Origin of the sequence: Nonomuraea sp. NPDC048881, from assembly GCF_040649795.1 — a bacterium.
In the GTDB taxonomy this organism is placed as follows: domain Bacteria; phylum Actinomycetota; class Actinomycetes; order Streptosporangiales; family Streptosporangiaceae; genus Nonomuraea.
Map to the genome: position 1 here is coordinate 477,122 of NZ_JBEZGC010000005.1, position 12,528 is coordinate 489,649.

A 12,528-nucleotide genomic window follows, 5' to 3' on the forward strand; every position below is an offset into this window, starting at 1 on the left:
GCCTGCGCGCCGAGATGCGGATGGTCAGGGCGCTGATCCGCTACGAGCTGCCACCGGGGGCCTAGGTTATGGACTACAAGCTCACCCAGAAGAGCCAGGAAGCTCTCTCGGGTGCCATGCGGCGCGCCGCCGCCGAGGGCAACCCGGAGATCTCTCCGGCCCATCTGCTCTCCACGCTGCTCTCCCAGACGGGCGGCACGGCCGTGCCGCTGCTCGAAGCGGTCGGCGCCGACTGGCGCACGCTGCGGGCGCGCGTCGAGGAGCAGCTCGCGGCGCTGCCGAAGGCTCAGGGCGCGACAGTGGGCGCGCCGTCGAGCTCGCGGCAGCTGCTCACCGTCATGAACACCGCCGCCCAGCACGCCAACCGCCTCGAAGACCTCTATGTCTCGACCGAGCACCTGCTCGTCGGCCTGGCGGCCGACGGCGGCCCGATGGCCGAGCTGCTCAAGGCGCAGGGCGCGACCCCGCAGGCGCTGCTCGACGCCTTCGAGAAGGTACGCGGCCACGCCCGCGTCACCAGCGAGACGCCCGAGGACACCTACCAGGCGCTGGAGAAGTACGGCGTCGACCTGACCGAGCGGGCCCGCGGCGGCGGCCTCGACCCGGTGATCGGCCGCGACTCGGAGATCCGCCGCGTGGTCCAGGTGCTCAGCCGCCGCACCAAGAACAACCCGGTGCTGATCGGCGAGCCCGGCGTCGGCAAGACCGCCGTCGTCGAGGGCCTGGCCCAGCGCATCGTGGCCGGCGACGTGCCCGAGTCGCTGCGCAACAAGCGGCTGATCTCGCTCGACCTGGGCGCGATGGTGGCCGGCGCGAAGTACCGCGGCGAGTTCGAGGAGCGTCTCAAGGCCGTCCTCTCCGAGATCAAGGAGAGCAACGGGCAGATCGTGACGTTCATCGACGAGCTGCACACCGTCGTCGGCGCGGGGGCCGCCGAGGGCGCCATGGACGCCGGCAACATGCTCAAGCCCATGCTGGCCCGCGGCGAGCTGCGCATGATCGGCGCGACCACGCTCGACGAATACCGCGAGCGCATCGAGAAGGACCCCGCGCTGGAACGCCGCTTCCAGCAGGTCTACGTGGGCGAGCCCACGGTCGAGGACACGATCGCGATCCTGCGCGGGCTCAAGGGCCGCTACGAGGCGCACCACCAGGTGCAGATCGCCGACGGCGCGCTGGTCGCCGCCGCCGCCCTGTCCGACCGCTACATCACCAACCGCTTCCTCCCCGACAAGGCCATCGACCTGGTCGACGAGGCCGCCTCGCGGCTGCGCATGGAGATCGACTCCCGTCCCGTGGAGATCGACCAGCTCCAGCGGAGCGTCGACCGCATGAAGATGGAGGAGCTGGCCCTGACGAAGGAGACCGACGAGGCGTCGGTCCAGCGGCTCGACCGCCTGCGCCAGGAGCTGGCCGACCGCCAGGAGGAGCTCAACGCCCTCGTCGGCCGCTGGGAGCACGAGAAGGCCGGGCTCAACAAGGTCGGCGAGCTGAAGAAGCAGCTCGACGAGGCCAGGGGCGCGGCCGAGCGGGCCCAGCGCGACGGCGACTTCGAGGCCGCCTCCCGGCTCATGTACGCCGAGGTGCCCCGGCTGGAGCAGGCCCTCCAGGCCGCCTCCGACGCCGCGCCGCCGGACAACGCCATGGTCAAGGAGGAGGTCGGCGCCGACGACATCGCCGAGGTCATCTCCTCCTGGACGGGCATCCCCGCCGGCCGCCTGCTGGAGGCCGAGACGGCCAAACTGCTGCGGATGGAGGAGGAGCTGGGCCGGCGGCTCATCGGCCAGCAGCAGGCCGTACAGGCCGTCTCCGACGCCGTGCGCCGCAGCAGGGCCGGCATCGCCGACCCCGACCGTCCCACGGGCTCGTTCCTGTTCCTCGGGCCCACCGGTGTGGGCAAGACCGAGCTGGCCAAGGCGCTGGCGGAGTTCCTGTTCGACGACGAGCGGGCGATGACCCGCATCGACATGAGCGAATACTCCGAGAAGCACAGCGTGGCCAGGCTCGTCGGCGCGCCTCCCGGCTACGTCGGCTACGAGGAGGGCGGCCAGCTCACCGAGGCCGTCCGGCGGCGGCCGTACACGGTGGTGCTGCTGGACGAGGTGGAGAAGGCGCACCCGGAGGTGTTCGACATCCTCCTCCAGGTGCTCGACGACGGACGGCTGACCGACGGCCAGGGCCGCACGGTCGACTTCCGCAACACGATCCTGATCCTGACCTCCAACATCGGCTCGCAGTTCCTGGTCGATCCGAAGCTGGAGAACGACGCCAAGCGCGAGGCCGTCATGGGGGCGGTGCGCGGCTCGTTCAAGCCGGAGTTCCTCAACCGGCTCGACGACGTCATCCTCTTCGACGCGCTCGGCTCCGAGGAGCTGGCCCAGATCGTCGACCTCCAGGTCGACCGCCTGGCCCAGCGGCTGGCCGACCGCCGCCTGACGCTGGAGGTCAGCCCGGCCGCCCGCGAATGGCTCTCGCTGACCGGCTACGACCCCCTGTACGGCGCCCGTCCGCTGCGCCGCCTGGTCCAGTCAGCCATCGGCGACAAGCTGGCCAAGGCCGTGCTGTCCGGCGAGATCGCCGACGGCGACAAGGTCAGGGTGGAGCTCGGCGACGACGAGCTGCTCATCCAGCGCGGCTGAGGCGGCGCCGTCGAGCCCGGAGATCCGCGCGGATCTCCGGGCTCCGGCATGTCATGCCAGGGTCATATCCCGTCGCCGCGGGGTAAGGTTCCCGCCACCCTTCGGACAAGCCGCACGCGACCGGCCGGACAGGTGGCTAGCTTCGGCGTTCGTCAGATCACCGATTCCGATCAGAGGGACGTGCGGTGTCATCTCGTAAGATCCGAAGCATCCTCACGGTGGCCGTTCTGACCGTGGGCGTCACCTGGCCGGTCGCCGGTCCTTCGGTGGCCGACACCTGCCGGCCGCGATCCGAGGCGGTCGCCTCGTACTGCGACGGCCACGCCAAGCTCCAGCTCAACGAGGGCAGGACGAACGGCCACCGGGTCGTCACCGAGGAGGTCGGCAAGCTGGCCATGGCCGCCGGCGACATGGCCAGGCGGCTCGGCCTGACGGGTCTGGCGGCCGCCAGGTCCGCCATGGGCCCGCTGGCCGACCTCGGCGGCGTCGGGGCGACGTGGGGCATGCCCTCGCTGAACAGCGCCTCGCCCGCGCTGTTCCCCGCGGCCTCCGGCAACAGCGGGATGCGTGATCTGGCCACGACGCTGCAGGTGCCCGCGCTGCCCGCCCTCCCCGCGCTGCCGCAGGCGCCCGTCGCGGCCCGGGTGCCGGCCGAGACGACGCTCGGCGAGAGGCCGACCGCCCCGGCCTCGGCCCGCGCCGCGAAGTCGCCGGGCCGGGCGCGGCAGCCGGTGCGGGAGGTCGGCGGCGATCTGATCTCGAACCTGTTGCCCAGGGCCGTGGAGAGCATCGAGGGCGCCTCGACGCTGCCCGGCGGCTACCCCGCGATCGACGGCTTCAGCCGCCTGCTGCCCGGTCTCGACCTGCACTGAGCCAATGTGTCCGGGCGCGGGTCGTGCCTGCCGCGCCCGGCTTCCTCAACCGGAGGGGCCGTGGCCGCGCACTGTCGCGGCCCCTCCGGCCCGGCTTCGCGGGCACGCGACAAGCCGGGCCCCGCGCGGGGGCCCGCCGGCCGGCCCCCGCGACTAGGAGACGAGCTCGTCGAGCTCGTCCTCCGGAAGGCCGAGGTCGACCCTGATCCGGTATCGCGTCCGCAGCAGCGCCACCTGCTCGGGGTCGCCCTCCTCGCAGCCCAGCACGGCCTGGGTGGCCCATTCGAGGCCGCCCCGCAGATCGCCGTAGGCGACCAGGGTCTCCGCGATGGTGTGGGCCGTCGCCGTGGAGACGTCGCCCTCCGCGCGGATGGTCTCGATGAGCTCCCGGGCCTCGTCGGGCCGTTCGAGCTCGAAGAGGGTGTCGGCGATGCCCGCGCGCGGGTCGAAGCCCGCGTCGCCGCCGTCCTCCACGGCGCGCTGGAAACACTCCATCGCGCGTGCGGGCTGTCCCGCCGCTCGCCACTCCTCGGCGGCCAGGACGAGGATGGACGCCCTGGAGACGTCGCCGGACGAATAACCGAGCGCGACGTCGTACAGCCGACTGGCCAAGGAACTGTGGTCGTCGGCCAGCAGGGCCTGCTCCAGCAGACGATCAAGGTGCTCTCGGGTCACATGCGCCACACCCGCGAGACTACCGAGCCGCCAGGCGGTTTGCCCGGTCAATGCGCATCGCCGGTCACATGCAAATTCGGCAACGTCTCGTCCAAGGCTGGTCACGCTGCGCGTGTATGCGCAGGTCAGCGGGCATATACGGCATGCTTTGCGGTACGCGGGCGGAGGGGGCTGTAATGGGCATGTCCAGGCAGATGACCTTCACGCTGGCTTGCGCCGTCGTTCTCTCGGCCCTCGGGCCCGGCGTGGCGGGGTACCTGTCGGCCCGTCTGGAGGCGATCCGCACGGCCGAACGCAACCTGCACGCGCTGCAGGCCAGGCTCGACGTCCGGCAGGCCCGGGACGTCCGGCCGGTGTCGTTCCCCCTGCCCTGCCTGCGTACGCCGGTGACGCCGCGCATCCAGCAGGTGCCCGAGGCGCGGCAGCGGGCCGCGCCCGGCGCCCGGCGGCCGGTCATCGCCGGTACGGCCCGGTGATCCGGCCGGCGACCACGGACCGCACGGCCCAGGCGAGCCCGAGCGCGACGCGGACCGGCCCACGCCTGTGGCGGGGGTCGAAGGGGGCACTGCGCTTGAAGGCGGACGGCGGAAGATCGTACATCTTCACCTCCGGAAGACCCGTGACGGACAGTGACGATCGCTCGTCGCTGTCATGCCCAGATCTCGGTCAGCGTCCCCCCTCGCCCTCGGTCAGCACGTGCGGCGACCACGACTTGAGCTGACGCGACAGGAACCCCCGCATCAGGTGCTTGGCGGCGTCGATGATGTCGGGCGCGCCGGCGGGGTCGCGCCGGAAGGCCAGCTTGAGCACCGCGTCGCCGGCCTCGACCGCGACCAGCACGGCCAGGTCGAGCGTCTCGCTGTCGGCCAGGCCGAACTCCTTGAGCAGCAGGCCGCGCAGCCTGCCCGCGATGACCGTGTTGTTCTCGGAGTCGGAGTCGAGCAGGTTGAGGTCGACGACGTCGCCGAAGTGCAGGCTCCGGAAGCCGGGGACCGTGCGGTGCATGTCGACGTACTCGTCGATGATCGCGTCGACGGCCTCCCACCAGCCGCGGTACTCCTCCTCCATGAACCGCAGCCCCACCCGCGCCACGAACTGCTCGACGTTGCGCCGGGTGAGCTCCTGGGTGATGGCCCGCTTGTCGGGGAAGAACTGGTAGACCGAACCGATCGCGACGCCTGCCCGCTCGGCTATGCGGGTGGTGGACAGGGCCTCGTAGCCGGTCTCGTCGAGGAGTTCGGCGCAGGCGTCGAGCATGCGCTCGACGCGCCGGGCGCTGCGGCGTTGGGCCGGCTGCCGCCGGAGAGCTTTGGGGTGGACGCAGTCATCATCCATTTGCGGCGAAGACACGGATTCATCTTCTCTCGTCTGCACGATCGTTACCTACTCATTTGCGGGATTTCTCGGATGACTGCCCGCCGGGCCGCCCGTGGCGAAATCCACGGGCCGGCATAACCGAATTTCCGTACTGGTCGGCGCGCCGAATCCGGCCCGCCGCGCGACCCGCGGCCCAGCGCGGACGCCTGGTGGCCCGGCGCGGCTCCTGCGAGACGAGGCCCCGGATAACACCCCGCCGATGATATGTTCGATAAACGTTCCCCGACGGGGACCGTCATATTGTTCGACACAATCCCGGCACACTATATTGCGAGACGATATTTCGCGAATAATCTTCAATTCGAGCGATATCGGCGACGCCGGGCCGCGCCGTCGTCGCGCGGGTGGCTGCGCTGCGTCCAGTGGCCGGCCTCGATCGTGCGGCGCAACGGCCGACCGGCCCGCCGGGCGGTCGCCGCCGGCCGCACCCCGCCGGACTCGACCTGCCGCATGGCGACCTCCTATTGGACGGGCTGTCCAGACGATAGATCGATCATGGCCGCGCGGCCAGCCCCGAGCACGCGCGCAGCGCCTTCCAGTCGCTCACGGCCTGGGTCCTGGCCGTGCCCGTCATGGGGATGGGGATGCCGCCCTGGATCGTGGCCGGGGTCCACTGGTCCTTGAGCACCTTGCGGCCGTTGATCGTCAAGGTCAGCACGCCCGTCCTGCCCGTGGTGCCCGGGGTGGAGTTGTAGAACACGAAGTTGCCCATGCCGTAGCTGACGTAGGCGTTGTCCAGGTATCCGGCGCCGAGCAGGATGTGCGCGTGCCCGCCGACCACGACGTCGGCGCCCGCCGCGACCAGCTTGGGGGCGAGCGAGCGCTGGGCCTCGTTGGGGCACTTCTGCATCTCGGTGCCCCAGTGCAGGTGCACGATGACGGTGTCGGAGTTCTTGCGCGCCTGGCGTACCGCCTTCAGCAGGCTCGCCTCGTCCTTGGCCGAGGCCAGTCCGCCCTTGTCGGCCGTGGCCGTCCACGACTGGATGAACTCGGCGTCGAGCACCTGCGTCGCGCCGATGATCGCCACCCGGTTGCCGTTCACCGTCCTGCGGAAGGGCTTGTAGGCCTGCGCGGCGTTCGCCCCGATGCCCACGATGGGGAACTTGCTGCGCTTGATGGCCGCCAGCGAGTCGGCCAGGCCGCTCTCCATGTAGTCCATGCCGTGGTTGTTGGCCATGGACGCGACGTCCACCCCGGCCGCCTTGAGCGCGTTGAACGCGGTCGCCGGCGCGCGGAAGGTGAACTGCTTGCCGGGCGCGGGCGTCCCGGCCGTGGTGATGGCGGTCTCCAGGTTGACCATCGTCAGGTCGGCCTTGCGCAGCACGTTCGCGATGGGTCCGAGGGCGGTGCCCGGGTTGGCGAGCCTGCCGCGCAGGACGCCCTCGAAGTGCACGTCGCCGCCGAAGGAGATGGTGAACGGCCGGCGCGCGGGCTTCGGCTTCGAGCTCGGCGACCCGGCCGCCTGCTGCTCGACCTGCTTGCTCTGCGGCTCTTTGTCAGGTGCCGACGAACATGCCGCGAGGGAGGCGGCGACGACCAGCACCGGTAGGACACGGGGGAGTCTCATCTACCGCCATTTCCGCTCGATCCAGACTTTTACGGATCGAGCATTCTATGGGCGGCGGATTAGGACTTGGTACCCATCAACCAGGTCAAAGCGGACCTGGTGGCGTCGTCCTTGGGGCTGTAGACGATCAGCCGCGTCTCCGGGGTGGCGGAGACGTTCAGGCTGGTCGTGCTGAAGCGGAGGTCGCCGGCGACCTCGTGCTTGAAGACCTTCACGCGGGGGCCCGGCTCGGCCACGTCCTGCCTGGCCCACATGCGGGCGAACTCGGCGCTCTCCGCGCTCAGCCGCCGCACGAAGTCCTGCCAGCAGGGGTCGTCGGCGTGCCGGCTGTAGGCGCCCCTGAAGACCGCGACCGCGCGCGGCAGCTCCGACTCGCGGTTGACGAGGGTGGTCGCGGCGTGCGTGTTGACGAACGTCTGCCACAACGAGTTCCGCTCGCCGTCCGGGGCCTCGACGACGTGCGGAAACAGGGTGGCGTAGGCGGCGTTCCAGGCCAGCAGGTCAGAACGGCTGTTGGTGACGGAGGCGGGCATGTCGCCGAGCTGGTCGAGGATGCCCTGCATCTCGGGCGGCATGCGGCTGGCGTCGGCGACGGCGGGGGGCTCGGCCTGGCCGGTGAGCCGGTAGAGGTGCTGACGCTCGGCGTTGTCCAGCATGAGCGTACGGGCGACGGCGTCGATCACCTGGCCGCTGACGTTGATCGGCCGGCCCTGCTCCAGCCACGTGTACCAGGTGACGCCCACCCCGGCGAGCTGGGCGACCTCCTCGCGGCGCAGCCCCGGCGTACGCCTGCGGGGGCCCGGCGCGAGGTTCACCATCTCGGGGGTGATGCGCTCCCGGCGGGTCCGGAGGAACGCCGCCAGATCCGTACGTCTTGCCTCGGTCACGGTCACACCTCCACTATGGGGGCATCCGCGCACACTTATCCAGGTGCCGCCAATACCAGTATAAAGGGACTCTCGTTACTGGTATCGGATTCGCACAATAATGAAACACATGACCGAATCCGCCACTGTCACCACTCCTGTCCAGGTCACCCCACCGGACAGGGCCAAGGCCAGCGGTCTGCTCCTCGCAGTGATCCTCGTCGGGCAGTTCCTGGCCATCCTCAACGTCAACATCGTCAACGTGGCCACCCCGACCATCGAGGCGGACCTGCACTCCTCCGGCGCGGGGCTGCAGATGATCGTCGCCGGTTACACCATTGTCTATGCCGTCCTCTTGATCACCGGCGCCCGGATCGGCGACCTCTTCGGTTATCGCAACGCCTTCCTCGGCGGTCTGGCCGTGTTCACCGTCACCACGCTCGGCGCCGGTCTCGCGCCCTCGACGGGCTGGCTGATCGGCTTCCGCCTCGCCCAGGGCGCTGGCGCGGCCATGATGATGCCGCAGGTGCTGACCCTGATCCAGCGCAACTACCAGGGCGCGGCCCGCGGACGGGCGATCGGGCTCTGGTCACTGGTGATCAGCGGCGGCATCGTCGTGGGCCAGGCGCTCGGCGGCATCCTGCTCGGTTTCGGCGCCGGCTGGCGGGTGGTGTTCCTGGTGCTCGTGCCGGTCGGGGCGGTGCTGCTCGGCATCGGGTTCCGCGCCCTGCCCGCCGACGAGGGCGGCGGCAGGACCGGGCTCGACCCGTGGGGCCTGGTGACTCTGTCGGCGGCCGTGCTGCTGTTCGTGGTGCCGCTGGTGCTCGGACGTGACCTGGGCTGGCCCGTCTGGGGCTGGGTGTCGATGGGGCTCAGTGTCGTGATGTTCGTGGCGTTCGTCCGGGTCGAGCGCTGGGTGACCGGCCGGGGCGGGCGTCCGCTGGTGGACGCCAAGGTGCTGGCCGCGCCGGGCATGCGTCCCGGCCTGGCGATCCTGCTGTTCGGGCCGGCGACGTGGGGCGCGTTCCTGTTCACCTCGGCCCTGCACCTCCAGGGCGACCTGCACCTGTCCCCGCTCGGCTCGGGCATGATGCTGGTGCCGTGCGCGCTCGCCTTCGGCATCGTCGGCCTGCTGTGGCCGCGGCTGCCGGCGGGGCTGCAGCGCCCGCTCGTCCCGGTCGGCTACGTGGTGGCCGCGCCCGCCTACCTCGGCCTCGGCCTCGCCGCCGACGGCGGCGTCCTGTACGCCGTCATGAGCGCCCTCATCGGCGCCGGGCTCGGCGTGCAGGTGGCGGTGACCAACATGGCGACCGAGCAGGTGGACGGCGCGTACGCGGCGGACGCGAGCGGCGCGCTGCTCACCGTGATGCAGCTCGGCCAGGTCATCGGCGTCTCGACCGTGGGCACCCTGTTCATCTCGCTGAGCCAGGGCCACGGCACCGTCTCGGCCTCCCTCATGGCCGCCGTCGCGATGGCGGGCCTGGCCGTCCTGGCGGGCCTGAGCAGCCTCTTCCTGATCCGCCGCCGGGCCACGCGCTGACCGTCGGTCCGGTGCACGGGCGTACGCGATGCTTCGGGGAGGGAGGGGCCCTGGGGCTCGGCGGCGCAAGGGCCAGGGCCGTTCGTCACCTCGGGCGGGCGCAGACCTTGATCACCCGGGTGATCCTCATGCGATGATGCAGGCGTCTTCACTGCTCACAAGCTGGGCGACCGAAGTACGGTCGTGGCCGTCTCGGCCTCGTCCGGAGCGGCCCTGGGCTAGAGGTTGTGCCACCAACGCGCCAGGGCCGCTTTTCACGCGCTGGCGGCCAGGGAGTCCAGGTCGAACTCACCGTCGCGCACGCCGGCCGTGAAGGCGGCCCACTCGGACGGCGTGAAGACGAGCACGGGGCCGTCCTCCACCTTGCTGTCCCGCAGGGCGACGTTGCCGTCTGCCAGCGGAGCAACCTCGACACAAGCGGTCGCACCATTACAGAAGGTGCTCTTTCGCCAGCTCGGGATCGTACTGGTGTGCATTTTCTCCCCAAAAGGATATAAGCGGGCCCCATTGCCCGCCTACTGAGACCGCGCTCTAGCGCCGCCACAACATGGCTTTGCGTTGGATGAGTACGCGGGATTCGTCCTCGTCGAGCGCCTCTGCCCACATGTGGTCAAAAGCGTTCTCATAACCGGCGACTCGTTCGAGGTCCTCTACGAAGTGAGCGGTGTACAAGTGCTCCAAATAGACGACATCGTCGAAACCGGTGAACTTCAGGTGAATGAACGCCCCGGTATTGACCGGATGGAGCGAGTCCAGCGGCAACACCCGGACGTTGACGTGCGGCAACAGGGAGACCTCGATGAGGTGTTCCATCTGCTCCCGCATGACCGAGGGCTCCCCGAAGCGCCGCATCAGCACCGCTTCGTCGAGCACCACGTTGAGGCGGCAGGGATCGGGCCGGTGCAGAACCCGTTGCTGCCGGTCGAGGCGGGCCTCGACGCGACTGCGCACGCCGCTGTGCGTGATCCGGACGATTCCGCGCGCGGAGAGGATGACCTCTCGCGCGTAGTCCTCGGTCTGGAGGAGACCGGACACCAACTGGGGTTCCCAGTTGCGCTGAACCGTCGCCTCCGCCTCCAGCCCGAGAAGCCTGATGTACTCCTCGGGAAGGGAGTCTTCATAATCTTCCCACCACCCACGCTGCTCCGCATCTCGCAGGAGGCCGAAGAGTTCGTCAAGTCTGTCGCCGTCGAGGCTGTAGAGCTCGCCCAACGCCTTGATGTCGGCGGCGCTGGGCATGGTCTTCGCGGCTTCGATGCGGCTGACCTTGCTGGCCGACCAGCCGAGCTCGCGCGCCGCCCGGGCCCCGGTGAACTTCCGTCGTTCGCGAAGGAGGCGCAACTCCTGGCCTAGGCGGAGCCTGCGCACTGTCGGACTGCCCTGCTGCGATGGCACCGTCCACTCTCCTTGTCGGGAATGAAGGTGTGGCGGGAACGGATCGTTTGGCAACCCGGTTTGTGGGCCGTTCACTCAATCTTACACTGCAACTTGCACGAACTCTGCCGCATGGGGTTGCCCGAAGGCTTTCACGGAGAGAGCGTGGGAGCAAGACAATGCTTCACGTAGGTATAGAGGTCAGGAGGAGGATTTACGGCCCTCCCGGAGGTCTCGTGTGCCCCCGACAGAACGCGTGCAAGTTGCACAGCAACTAGAACGGCAATCTGCGAAGAAACTTAATTCTTCCCTTGCTCGATGTATTGCAGCATCACCGAACGCGGAGGACGATCGAGCCAGGAGGGTTCTCGTCCGACGAGGGGAGGCCGGGATGACGAAACGGCCCCGCACGTCGGGCTCTCCGCTCACGATCGGGCGCCCGTGCGAGGGCCGCCTCACCGGCAACGGAGCCGTCCCGGATACGAATGTCCACCCAAGGGAGGCCGCTTGCCGGAAGGACCGTCCCATCGCCTGAAAAGCGTGTCGCTCATCGGAGCACGAAGAAATTGCCGGGCCGAGACCGGATCCGCGTTCGCCGCATATGGGCTGCCACCCTGCGGCGGGACGGGACCCGACCTGCGACCCGGCGAAGAAGCCACCTCTGGAAATGCCGCGAAAGGGGTCTTCTATGTACTCACAAGGTACCAAGGGGCTCGGCCGAATCAAGTCCCGGATCCGGGATCTGATCGCATGGACGGACCGCGAGATCTGCATGGAGCCGGACGAGTTCGCCATCTACCGGGGCTGGACGGTCACCAGGACGGGCTTCGGCGCCCGCGCCTACCGCGACCCGCGCTTCGACCAGCTCACGGTGGCGTCACGGGTGCCCGAGGAGGTGTCCTGACGTGTCGAGGAACCCGCGCAACCAGATCTACCCGGCCGTCGAGGACCTCCCGGGCGCGGGCGGCGGGGGCCCGCTGACGCGGATCTGGCGCGTCCGCAGCGAGCTCATGGCGCTCGGCGGGCTGGGGCTGTTGGTCCTGGCACTGTCGGCCGCCGCGCGGGGCGGCCACTGGGTGCCGTTCGTCCTGCTGAGCAGCGCCGTCTCCGTGCCCGCCGCCACCAGGGCCGGCCGCAACCGGGCCCTGGCCCACTTCTGGTGCGTGGTCTCCCGCCACCGCCTGCAGCGGGTCTGCCTGGAGACGACCATGCACACCCGGTCGGGACGGATCCCGCTGGTGCTCTGGATCACGCCGTCGGCCAGGGGTGAGAAGGCGCTGGTCATGACGCGGGCGGGTATCTCGGCCGAGGAGTTCGACGCGTACGCCGAGGAGATCGCGGCGGCCTGCTGGGCCAGGAGCGCGACCGTCCACAGGCACCGCGACCGGGCCCACCTGCTGCTGGTGGAGATCGTCCGGCGGGACGAGCTGCCCGGCGTGACCGCTCCCGGCCTGGACCGCCTGTACGGCCGCCGCTCCTGGACGCCGCTGCGGTCCGGCCTTGAGGAGCCGCACGATCTGCGCACGTCGCCGGCGTTGCCGCAGGTCGTCCGATGACCTAGGGAAAGCGGGACATCTCCCTAGGAACGGCCCCGGGGACCGCGGGGGCTCCCGGGGCT

General features: G+C 70.1%; 13 protein-coding genes. 6 read left to right on the plus strand and 7 right to left on the minus strand.

Features of this window, described 5'->3' with window-relative positions:
- The first annotated feature begins 68 nt into the window (after nt 1-68).
- Both clpB and AB0C33_RS21015 read left to right on the plus strand, forming a co-directional pair.
- Nucleotides 69-2,639, plus strand: a complete 2,571-nt coding sequence (clpB, locus tag AB0C33_RS21010) for an ATP-dependent chaperone ClpB (protein ID WP_358290347.1) — start codon at nt 69-71, stop codon at nt 2,637-2,639.
- 218 nt (nt 2,640-2,857) lie between these two features.
- Nucleotides 2,858-3,511, plus strand: coding sequence for a hypothetical protein (locus AB0C33_RS21015; protein WP_358290350.1), 654 nt, complete (start codon nt 2,858-2,860; stop codon nt 3,509-3,511).
- Between the two features lie 153 nt (nt 3,512-3,664).
- Here the strand turns inward: AB0C33_RS21015 and AB0C33_RS21020 are convergent, their stop codons facing one another.
- Nucleotides 3,665-4,195 carry a tetratricopeptide repeat protein gene (locus AB0C33_RS21020; protein WP_352357346.1) on the minus strand — a complete coding sequence of 177 codons (531 nt, stop codon included), beginning with the start codon at nt 4,193-4,195 and terminating at the stop codon, nt 3,665-3,667.
- Between the two features lie 173 nt (nt 4,196-4,368).
- On the opposite strand from AB0C33_RS21020, the gene AB0C33_RS21025 reads away from it, so the two are divergent.
- Nucleotides 4,369-4,662 carry a hypothetical protein gene (locus AB0C33_RS21025; protein WP_358290353.1) on the plus strand — a complete coding sequence of 98 codons (294 nt, stop codon included), beginning with the start codon at nt 4,369-4,371 and terminating at the stop codon, nt 4,660-4,662.
- A 190-nt stretch (nt 4,663-4,852) separates the two neighbouring features.
- Here the strand turns inward: AB0C33_RS21025 and AB0C33_RS21030 are convergent, their stop codons facing one another.
- The 4 genes from AB0C33_RS21030 to AB0C33_RS21045 form a co-directional block, all read right to left on the minus strand.
- Nucleotides 4,853-5,521, minus strand: a complete 669-nt coding sequence (locus tag AB0C33_RS21030) for a TetR family transcriptional regulator (protein WP_358290356.1) — start codon at nt 5,519-5,521, stop codon at nt 4,853-4,855.
- Nucleotides 5,522-5,859: 338 nt separating this feature from the next.
- Nucleotides 5,860-6,015 (minus strand): hypothetical protein, encoded by a 156-nt coding sequence (locus AB0C33_RS21035; RefSeq protein WP_358290359.1) that lies wholly within the window; start codon nt 6,013-6,015, stop codon nt 5,860-5,862.
- Between the two features lie 41 nt (nt 6,016-6,056).
- Nucleotides 6,057-7,130: a CapA family protein gene (locus AB0C33_RS21040; RefSeq protein ID WP_358290361.1), complete on the minus strand. Its 1,074-nt coding sequence runs from the start codon at nt 7,128-7,130 to the stop codon at nt 6,057-6,059.
- Nucleotides 7,131-7,189: 59 nt separating this feature from the next.
- Nucleotides 7,190-8,017 (minus strand): helix-turn-helix transcriptional regulator, encoded by an 828-nt coding sequence (locus AB0C33_RS21045; RefSeq protein WP_358290363.1) that lies wholly within the window; start codon nt 8,015-8,017, stop codon nt 7,190-7,192.
- 109 nt (nt 8,018-8,126) lie between these two features.
- Between AB0C33_RS21045 and AB0C33_RS21050 the strand changes: the two genes are divergently transcribed.
- Nucleotides 8,127-9,536, plus strand: coding sequence for an MFS transporter (locus tag AB0C33_RS21050; RefSeq protein WP_358290366.1), 1,410 nt, complete (start codon nt 8,127-8,129; stop codon nt 9,534-9,536).
- 254 nt (nt 9,537-9,790) lie between these two features.
- Here the strand turns inward: AB0C33_RS21050 and AB0C33_RS21055 are convergent, their stop codons facing one another.
- Nucleotides 9,791-10,012, minus strand: a complete 222-nt coding sequence (locus tag AB0C33_RS21055; RefSeq protein WP_358290369.1) for a DUF397 domain-containing protein — start codon at nt 10,010-10,012, stop codon at nt 9,791-9,793.
- A gap of 55 nt (nt 10,013-10,067) precedes the next feature.
- Nucleotides 10,068-10,931: a helix-turn-helix transcriptional regulator gene (locus AB0C33_RS21060; RefSeq protein WP_352319091.1), complete on the minus strand. Its 864-nt coding sequence runs from the start codon at nt 10,929-10,931 to the stop codon at nt 10,068-10,070.
- A gap of 667 nt (nt 10,932-11,598) precedes the next feature.
- Between AB0C33_RS21060 and AB0C33_RS21065 the strand changes: the two genes are divergently transcribed.
- Together AB0C33_RS21065 and AB0C33_RS21070 are read left to right on the plus strand one after the other, a co-directional pair.
- A complete protein-coding gene (locus AB0C33_RS21065; protein WP_358290371.1) occupies nt 11,599-11,814 on the plus strand; it encodes a hypothetical protein in 216 nt (71 codons plus the stop codon).
- A gap of 1 nt (nt 11,815) precedes the next feature.
- On the plus strand, nt 11,816-12,466 hold the full coding sequence (locus tag AB0C33_RS21070; RefSeq protein ID WP_358290374.1) for a hypothetical protein: 651 nt from the start codon (nt 11,816-11,818) through the stop codon (nt 12,464-12,466).
- The last annotated feature ends 62 nt before the right edge of the window (nt 12,467-12,528 follow it).

What these genes read in the sequence shown, in the direction of transcription:
- clpB (WP_358290347.1), top strand. Translation starts at nt 69, where the DNA reads ATGGACTACAAGCTCACCCAGAAGAGCCAGGAAGCTCTCTCGGGTGCC.
- AB0C33_RS21025 (WP_358290353.1), top strand. Translation starts at nt 4,369, where the DNA reads ATGTCCAGGCAGATGACCTTCACGCTGGCTTGCGCCGTCGTTCTCTCG.
- AB0C33_RS21030 (WP_358290356.1), bottom strand. Translation starts at nt 5,521, where the DNA reads ATGGATGATGACTGCGTCCACCCCAAAGCTCTCCGGCGGCAGCCGGCC.
- AB0C33_RS21035 (WP_358290359.1), bottom strand. Translation starts at nt 6,015, where the DNA reads ATGCGGCAGGTCGAGTCCGGCGGGGTGCGGCCGGCGGCGACCGCCCGG.
- AB0C33_RS21040 (WP_358290361.1), bottom strand. Translation starts at nt 7,130, where the DNA reads ATGAGACTCCCCCGTGTCCTACCGGTGCTGGTCGTCGCCGCCTCCCTC.
- AB0C33_RS21050 (WP_358290366.1), top strand. Translation starts at nt 8,127, where the DNA reads ATGACCGAATCCGCCACTGTCACCACTCCTGTCCAGGTCACCCCACCG.
- AB0C33_RS21055 (WP_358290369.1), bottom strand. Translation starts at nt 10,012, where the DNA reads ATGCACACCAGTACGATCCCGAGCTGGCGAAAGAGCACCTTCTGTAAT.
- AB0C33_RS21065 (WP_358290371.1), top strand. Translation starts at nt 11,599, where the DNA reads ATGTACTCACAAGGTACCAAGGGGCTCGGCCGAATCAAGTCCCGGATC.